The organism is Bacillus sp. C28GYM-DRY-1, from assembly GCF_030519405.1.
Lineage (GTDB): Bacteria > Bacillota > Bacilli > Bacillales > Bacillaceae > Bacillus > Bacillus spizizenii_A.
Genome location: NZ_JAUMKF010000019.1, coordinates 58,240 through 66,304 on the forward strand (window position 1 = coordinate 58,240; position 8,065 = coordinate 66,304).

The 8,065-nt window shown below is 42.7% G+C and carries 8 protein-coding genes and 2 pseudogenes; 7 read left to right on the forward strand and 3 right to left on the reverse strand.

Features of this window, described 5'->3' with window-relative positions:
- Positions 1–50: 50 nt before the first annotated feature.
- Positions 51–1,721: an arginine--tRNA ligase gene (gene argS, locus Q3W56_RS16455; RefSeq protein ID WP_302896219.1), complete on the reverse strand. Its 1,671-nt coding sequence runs from the start codon at positions 1,719–1,721 to the stop codon at positions 51–53.
- Entirely contained in the window at positions 1,718–2,146 is a 429-nt protein-coding gene (locus Q3W56_RS16460; RefSeq protein ID WP_302896220.1) for a YwiB family protein, read from the reverse strand. Before Q3W56_RS16460 ends, argS begins: the two co-directional genes overlap by 4 nt.
- A 314-nt stretch (positions 2,147–2,460) precedes the next feature.
- Between Q3W56_RS16460 and Q3W56_RS16465 the strand changes: the two genes are divergently transcribed.
- The 4 genes and pseudogenes from Q3W56_RS16465 to Q3W56_RS16480 form a co-directional block, all read left to right on the forward strand.
- A complete protein-coding gene (locus Q3W56_RS16465; protein ID WP_302896221.1) occupies positions 2,461–2,619 on the forward strand; it encodes a subtilosin A family bacteriocin in 159 nt (52 codons plus the stop codon).
- 111 nt (positions 2,620–2,730) lie between these two features.
- On the forward strand, positions 2,731–4,050 hold the full coding sequence (gene albA, locus Q3W56_RS16470) for a subtilosin maturase AlbA (protein WP_302896222.1): 1,320 nt from the start codon (positions 2,731–2,733) through the stop codon (positions 4,048–4,050).
- A gap of 39 nt (positions 4,051–4,089) precedes the next feature.
- Positions 4,090–4,251, forward strand: a complete 162-nt coding sequence (gene albB / locus Q3W56_RS16475; RefSeq protein ID WP_302896223.1) for an antilisterial bacteriocin subtilosin biosynthesis protein AlbB — start codon at positions 4,090–4,092, stop codon at positions 4,249–4,251.
- A pseudogene (locus tag Q3W56_RS16480) lies at positions 4,248–4,382 on the forward strand (ATP-binding cassette domain-containing protein); the annotation flags it as partial. The gene albB and the pseudogene Q3W56_RS16480, both read left to right, overlap by 4 nt.
- A gap of 111 nt (positions 4,383–4,493) precedes the next feature.
- Here the strand turns inward: Q3W56_RS16480 and Q3W56_RS16485 are convergent.
- Positions 4,494–5,888, reverse strand: a complete 1,395-nt coding sequence (locus tag Q3W56_RS16485; protein WP_302896224.1) for a YncE family protein — start codon at positions 5,886–5,888, stop codon at positions 4,494–4,496.
- 230 nt (positions 5,889–6,118) lie between these two features.
- Here Q3W56_RS16485 and rapF point away from each other — a divergent pair, with 230 nt between their 5' ends.
- From rapF to Q3W56_RS16500, 3 genes and pseudogenes are all read left to right on the forward strand, one after another.
- On the forward strand, positions 6,119–7,264 hold the full coding sequence (gene rapF / locus Q3W56_RS16490; protein ID WP_302896225.1) for a response regulator aspartate phosphatase RapF: 1,146 nt from the start codon (positions 6,119–6,121) through the stop codon (positions 7,262–7,264).
- Positions 7,248–7,367, forward strand: coding sequence for a phosphatase RapF inhibitor PhrF (gene phrF, locus Q3W56_RS16495; protein WP_019716080.1), 120 nt, complete (start codon positions 7,248–7,250; stop codon positions 7,365–7,367). Before rapF ends, phrF begins: the two co-directional genes overlap by 17 nt.
- 102 nt (positions 7,368–7,469) lie before the next feature.
- Positions 7,470–7,922 (forward strand): annotated as a pseudogene (locus Q3W56_RS16500) (YbaK/EbsC family protein).
- Positions 7,923–8,065 lie beyond the last annotated feature (143 nt).

The window sequence follows — 8,065 nt, forward strand, 5'->3', positions numbered from 1 at the left end:
TTTACGCATAAAAAAAGAACAAAGCCCGAAGACTTTGCCCTTTGATATGATTACATTTTTTCCGGAGCCGATACGCCGATCAGCTGAAGCGCATTGTTCAGCGTAATTTGCGTTGCCTTCATTAAAGCTAGGCGCGCGCGGCTTTTCTCTTCATTTTCAGGATCGATAACTTTCTCTGCATTGTAGAAGCTGTGCAGAGCAGAAGCCAGATCATAAATATAGTTTGTGACACGGTGCGGAATTCGTTTTTCCGCCGCTTCCGCCACTGCCTCTGGGAAGCTGCCGATCGTTTTCAGCAGGTCATATTCTTTTTCTGATTGAATATGGCTGAAATCAAGATCCGCCGCCGGCTTAAGTCCCTGCTCTTCCCCTTGGCGAAGCATGCTGCAAATACGGGCATGTGCGTATTGTGCATAATACACAGGGTTTTCGTTAGATGTTGATACAGCAAGATCTAAGTCAAAATCCATATGCGTATCCGCGCTGCGCATCGCAAAGAAGTAACGTACAGCATCCAAGCCGACTTCTTCAATCAGGTCACGCATCGTTACCGCTTTCCCCGTCCGTTTGCTCATTTTCATTTTCTCGCCATTTTTGTAAAGGTGAACGAGCTGAATGATTTCTACTTCAAGCGTTCCATTTTCATAGCCCAGCGCTTCGATTGCCGCTTTCATACGCGGAATGTAGCCGTGGTGATCGGCGCCCCAAACGTTGACCAGCTTATCAAAGCCCCGGTCAAGTTTGTCTTTATGGTAAGCGATATCAGGCAGCAGATACGTGTACGTGCCGTCCTTCTTAATCAATACGCGGTCTTTATCATCGCCAAACGTCGTAGAACGGAACCAAGTCGCGCCGTCTTCTTCATAGACATGGCCTTTTTCGCGAAGCGCTTCAAGCGCCTTGTCAATTTTTCCGTTTTGGTACAATGATGTTTCGGAATACCACACATCAAACGGCACACGGAAGTTTTCCAAGTCCTTGCGCAGCTTTTCCAGCTCGTATTTCAGACCGTATTCACGGAAAAATGCGAGGCGCTCGCTTTCCTCTTCTTTGGCAAAACGGTCGCCGTATTCCTCAGCGATGCGCTTTCCGATCGCAATGATATCCTCGCCGCGGTAGCCATCCTCAGGCATCGTTTTTTCCAAGCCGAGCGCTTCAAAGTAACGGACTTCAACAGATAGCGCAAGGTTGTTGATTTGGTTACCGGCATCGTTAATGTAGTATTCGCGGCTCACATCGTAACCCGCTTTTGAAAGCACGTTGCACAAAGAATCGCCGACAGCCGCACCGCGCGCATGGCCAAGGTGAAGGTCTCCCGTCGGATTCGCTGATACGAATTCTACCTGAACTCGCTCACCGTTTCCGATGTTCGTTTCCCCGTACGCTTCCCCTGCTTCTAACACAGACGGAATCAGCTTCGTTAAATAGTGATTGTTCATATAGAAATTAATAAAACCCGGACCGGCGATATCTAATTTATCAATCGAAGCCTTTCCTTTATCAAAATGAGCGACAATTTCTTCAGCGATTTGGCGCGGCGCTTTTTTTGCGATTCTTGCCAGCTGCATCGCCATATTTGTTGAATAATCGCCATGTGTTTTATCTTTCGGTGTTTCTAAAACGACATTAGGAATCTGGCTTTCTTCAGCCAATCCCGCTTTCAGAACGGCCGCTTTGATTTCTTCTTTCAGCACGTCCTTCATTTGTTCCGCAATGTTCATGCGTGAGTTCCTCCCTCATACGTGATCGTCATATGATGTAAATGCTGCTGTTCGTCTCCTACATGCATGTCATATGCGATGCTGACACGGCCTTTTTCTTCACCGAGATCAGATTGAATCGATTTTGTGCTTGTTTTCAGCTCAAGCTCACCAAATGACATTTTATATTTAGCAATTGTGGAAGATCCCGTTACGAAACGCTGATTCATTTTGACAGCGCCTGACCTCATGACCAGGACTTCGCCTTCGCTTACTTTCACAATCGTTTTCACTTTACCTAAGTCGTGTTCTTCATAATAAGATAGATACACTTTATTTTGTTTTACATAGTAAAATCCAGTGGTGCGGAATTCGATGACTTCCTGGTTTCCGTCATCCTCAATCACAGACTTCACATGGAGTGTTATCGGTGTCTCTTGCTTCATTTTGACACGTCCTTTTCATCATTCCACTTTGACTTGAATAGTATAATCATTCCGTTTGTAAACTTCAACTGCTTCTATCTTACCATCATTGCTCATCAGATTTGAAGATAAACCTTATAAAAAGCATTTCCTTATTAGAAGAGAAAGTGATATCACTCATTACCTTTAGGAAAAGTTACATTTTTCCGAAATCTACTCTTTTCATTTCACATTTTCTTCAATATATATGTATTGAATTGGTAATTTAATGGTTTTATCATAAAAGTACAACATAAATCTGCTAGAAAAAAACAAAAAAAAGGGAGGATCCAATGATGAAAAAAGCTGTTATTGTGGAAAACAAAGGTTGTGCAACATGCTCGATTGGAGCCGCTTATCTAGTGGACGGTCCTATCCCTGATTTTGAAATTGCCGGTGCTACAGGTCTATTTGGTCTTCGGTCTATGGGGATAAATTTCTCCAAAAGAGCATAGTCATTCTACTATGCTCTTTTGGAGAAATTACATTTTTTAACTTAAATCTACCTCTTGGTTATACATACACAATTGTTTTTCATATGAATCATATGTATAGGGGATGGTATTTTGTTTATAGAGCAAATGTTTCCATTTATTAATGAAAATGTAAGAGTTCACCAGCTTCCTGAGGGCGGTGTGTTAGAAATCGACTATTTGCGCGATAATGTCTCCATTTCTGACTTTGAGTATTTGGATCTTAACAAAACGGCTTACGAGTTCTGCATGCGAATGGATGGACAAAAAACGGCTGAACAAATTTTAGCGGAACAATGCGCCGTGTACGATGAATCACCAGAAGACCATAGGAATTGGTATTACGACATGCTCAACATGCTCCTGAACAAGCAGGTCGTCCAGCTTGAAAATCGGTCCAGCCGCCACGCGATCACCACGAGCGGAAGCAATGAATTTCCGATGCCGCTGCACGCCACCTTTGAGCTGACGCACCGCTGTAACTTGAAATGCGCCCACTGTTATTTGGAAAGTTCGCCGGAAGCCCTCGGCACCGTGTCGATTGAGCAATTCAAGAAAACAGCTGATATGCTGTTTGACAACGGTGTATTGACATGCGAAATCACAGGCGGAGAAATTTTTGTCCATCCGAACGCCAATGAGATTCTTGACTATGTGTGTAAAAAGTTCAAAAAGGTCGCTGTTTTAACGAATGGAACTCTTATGCGAAAAGAGAGCCTGGAGCTTTTGAAAGCTTATAAACAAAAAATCATTGTCGGCATTTCTCTCGATAGTGTGAATTCCGAGGTCCATGACTCCTTTAGAGGGAGAAAAGGCTCTTTTGCCCAAACTTGTAAAACGATAAAATTGCTGAGTGACCACGGTATATTTGTCAGGATCGCCATGTCCGTTTTCGAAAAAAACATGTGGGAAATCCACGATATGGCTCAAAAGGTTCGGGATCTCGGAGCGAAAGCGTTCTCTTACAATTGGGTTGATGATTTCGGAAGAGGCAGAGATATTGTCCACCCCACAAAAGATGCCGAGCAGCACCGCAAATTTATGGAGTACGAGCAACATATCATTGATGAGTTTAAAGATCTGATTCCGATTATTCCTTATGAGAGAAAACGCGCGGCAAATTGCGGCGCTGGCTGGAAGTCCATTGTGATCAGCCCGTTCGGAGAAGTACGTCCATGCGCTCTCTTTCCAAAGGAATTTTCATTGGGAAATATTTTTCATGATTCATATGAAAGCATCTTTAACTCCCCTCTCGTCCATAAACTATGGCAAGCGCAGGCCCCGCGGTTCAGCGAGCATTGCATGAAAGACAAATGCCCGTTCAGCGGATATTGCGGAGGCTGTTACTTAAAAGGACTAAACTCCAATAAATATCACCGGAAAAACATTTGCTCTTGGGCAAAAAATGAATAATTAGAAGACGTGGTCCATCTAATTTAGGAGGGAAACGATTTGTCACCAGCACAAAGAAGAATTTTACTGTATATCCTTTCATTTATCTTTGTCATCGGCGCAGTCGTCTATTTTGTCAAAAGTGATTATCTATTTATGCTGATTTTCATAGCCATTGCCATTCTTTTCGGAATGCGCGCGCGGAAGGCTGACTCGCGATGAGCATTTTGGATATACACGATGTATCCGTTTGGTATGAACGGGACAACGTCATCTTAGAGCACGTGGACTTACACCTGGAAAAAGGCGCCGTTTACGGATTGCTTGGGGTAAACGGCGCCGGAAAAACAACATGAAGTGAACTGCTGTTCCTAATCATCCTAGCGGCGATTCAGCAAATCGGACTATCCATCTATAAGCACATCTCTGACCGCCGCCCCGCTTCTTTTGAGCTGTAACAGCTTCTACATCGCAATCGCGGACGGACCTGCGCCAACCGGGATCACCGTCACGGCTGTATAATCACTTGTGCGGTATACGGTCACAGTATTGTCATCATTCTGTGCCGCGTAAATGTACTGATTGTCCGGCGTTACGGCGAGGTCAATGGCGCCGGGGAGAGAAACAGTTGTTATAAAGGTATGCTTCGTTGAATCAACGACAGTGAGATTCTCCGGAAATGCCTCACTATATGGCTCAAGGAAAAATGCACGAGTCCCATCAGCAGAGAAAACTATTGTAATTAAACCATCAAACAGTCTGTTAATTTGTGACGATTCGCTAAATGTCGTCAAATCTATCACAGAAACGACATTAGGCCTTATTTCACCATTTTCCAGATAAGCAAAATTACCTGTTAACGGGGTTTCAATAAGATTTGGTGTTTCAAAGTTACTTAAACTATCAATCAGTTGCCCTGTATTGATGTCATATTTATTAACGACCCAAAATACAGAGTTGGTCGTATAGAAAAACTGTCCGTTAGGGTCTAGGGCAAAATCGTCCGCAGCGGGTGACACCGTGAATGTGTTGGTAATGGTTTGCGAGGAAATGTTAATTTCATAAATAGAGCTGCCCCCTGCGAGAATATAAGCAAATTCGCCCCCACTTTCAAACTGGATTTTTCTTGGGGCTCCTGTAAGAGGAATGGTTTGTGTAACCGTTAATATCTCGTTGTCAATGATCGATACAAGATTCGCATTCCCATGGAGAACATACGTATACGCTTTATCCAAGGTAACACCCAGATCAGTCGGGATATCAGATAAAGAAATGTTACTTACAAGAGTATTCTCTTTAGCATCAATTACCGAAATCGTGCTGTCCCCAGTGTTTGCAGTAAACACATAAGTTCGCTGATCCGGTTCCGGTACAAGCACAATCGTTCCCGTCACTGATAGAGGACTGCCGTAGAATGGCGGAACGAATACAAGGTTCTCGATCGTGATGTCACTGAAATCCGGGCAATCATCCGGGTTATCAGAATAATAGACAATTTGGTCGATCTCTGCATTGTGAATGACGGAAACAGCCCCGTCGCCTTGTCCATATTGATTTCGCACAGGTGAGACGCTGATGAGAAGTGTAATGACTCCTTGAAGGCGCATTCCGTAGATCACTCTTATATCCTCATTATTAGGTCCTGTTTCTGTTAAACAGGGCTCACTGACACAGGAAAGATGATCTGTACTCCACGTAACCGCAGCGACTGCTTCCGCTGGATCAACGACAAATCCCTCCGGAACGTCAATCGGCACTTGAAATGACGCTTCACGTCTGACTTCTTCATCACAAAAACATATACACTCTTCTTGTTCGGCTCCAGTTTTTTCTTTAAAGGAAAGCTTGTTTTTTCTCATCCCTTCACTTCCTCTTCAGGTATACACTGCTCACGCAGATACAACAGGATATGGAAGGTAAATGTGTGTTGCTTGTACAAATTGCCGAGGGTAAAAGTGGTTTTTTGAAAAAATTTCCTCTAATATGCGGTGTAACGAAAGAAAAGATTGCGGTTTTTTTGCGCTTCTCAGATGAATGATGATGATAAAATATGACATATATAGAATGATGAAGGGAGGGGTTCGCTAACGTGACAGGTGTCATATCTTCTTCTTCCGTCGGAGAAAAGATTAACGAATGGTATATGTACATACGCCAATTCAGCATACCCGACGCAGAGTATTTGCGAAGAGAAATCAAACAAGAGCTGGATCAAATGGAAGAAGATCAGGATCTTCATATGTACTATTCACTGATGGAATTCCGGCATAACCTGATGCTTGAGTACCTTGAACCACTAGAGAAAATGCGAATCGAGGAACAGCCGAGATTGTCTGACCTGCTGCTTGAAATTGATAAAAAACAGGCTCGTTTAACTGGAGTCCTTGATTATTATTTTAATTTCTTCAGGGGCATGTATGAACTGGACCAGCGGGAATATCTGTCGGCTATTAAATTTTTTAAAAAGGCCGAAAGCAAGTTGATATTTGTTAAGGATCGGATAGAGAAGGCTGAGTTTTTCTTTAAGATGTCTGAATCTTATTACTATATGAAACAAACGTATTTTTCAATGGACTATGCACGGCAGGCATATGAAATATACAAAGAATATGGAGCTTATAATATAAGATTGCTGCAGTGTCATTCATTATTTGCCACCAATTTCTTAGATTTAAAACAATATGAGGATGCCATCTCACATTTTAAAAAGGCTTACTCTATGGCGAAAGCTGAGAATCAGCCACAATTAATGGGAAGAACATTATACAACATCGGGCTTTGTAAAAACAGCCAAAACCAATATGAGGATGCTGTAGCATATTTCAAAAGAGCAATAGCTGTTTTTGAAGAATCTAATATTCTTCCTTCCCTGCCCCAAGCCTATTTTTTAATTACACAAATCCATTATAAATTAGGAAAAATGGATAAAGCCCATGCATATCATAGTAAGGGAATGGCTTATTCTCAAAAGGCCGGAGATTCAATCTATTTATCACAGTTTGAATTTTTGAAATCTTTATACTTATCTGGCCCTGATGAGGAAGCAATTCAAAGAATCTTTGATTTCCTCGAAAGTAAAATGTTGTATGCGGATCTTGAAGATTTCGCCCTTGATGTGGCAAAATATTATCATGAACGTGAAAATTTTCAAAAAGCTTCTGCCTATTTCCTGAAGGTGGAACAAGTAAGGCAACTTATTCAAGGAGGAGTGAGATTGTATGAAATTGAAGTCTAAACTATTACTCTCTTGTCTGGCCCTAAGCACTGTGATTGTGGCAACAACTATTGCAAATGCACCTACACACCAAATTGAAGTTGCACAGCGAGGAATGATTTAACCGCCGTCTATCGGCGGTTTTTTTGTCATCCCCTCTTAACCCAGTCTCCCCATCCATGCTGTGTTTATTTCAATAATCTTGAAGAGGGTGGCAAAGCAGCATGTGTCTCTGGAAAGTGTGAAAACCTACTTTAAACAGTGGCATCGAGAAAATGATGTCATGGAGTTCGAAACGTCAAGCGCGACAGTTGAACAAGCGGCTGAGACAATCGACGTGAGCCCGGCAAGGATCGCCAAGACCCTGTCCTTCAGAGGAGAAGGAGATCAGGCAATTCTGATTGTGGCTGCCGGAGACAAAAGGCAAACATTTGGCTTTAAAGCAAAAATGCTCTCTCCTGATCAGGTACTGGAGCAGACAGGCCATGAAATTGGAGGCGTCTGCCCATTTGGATTGGCTCATGATCTAAAGGTTTATCCTCGATGTATCGCTGAAACCATTTGAGACTGTTTTCCCCGCATGCGGCAGCAGAAACTCTGCTATTGAATTAACACCAGAAGAGTTGCCTGCATTTCTTTCTCAAAAGCGTGAATTGATGCTTGCAAAGACTGGGAATAAAAAAACATCCAGACAAGGGACTGACCCCATAAGATGAGACAAAAAAAAACACCTTCAAGTTTGAAAAAGGATGATTGTTATCCGAAATTAGACTTGGAGGTGTTTTTTCTATGAGGACAAGAGTGAGTTATTCGGTTGAAGTG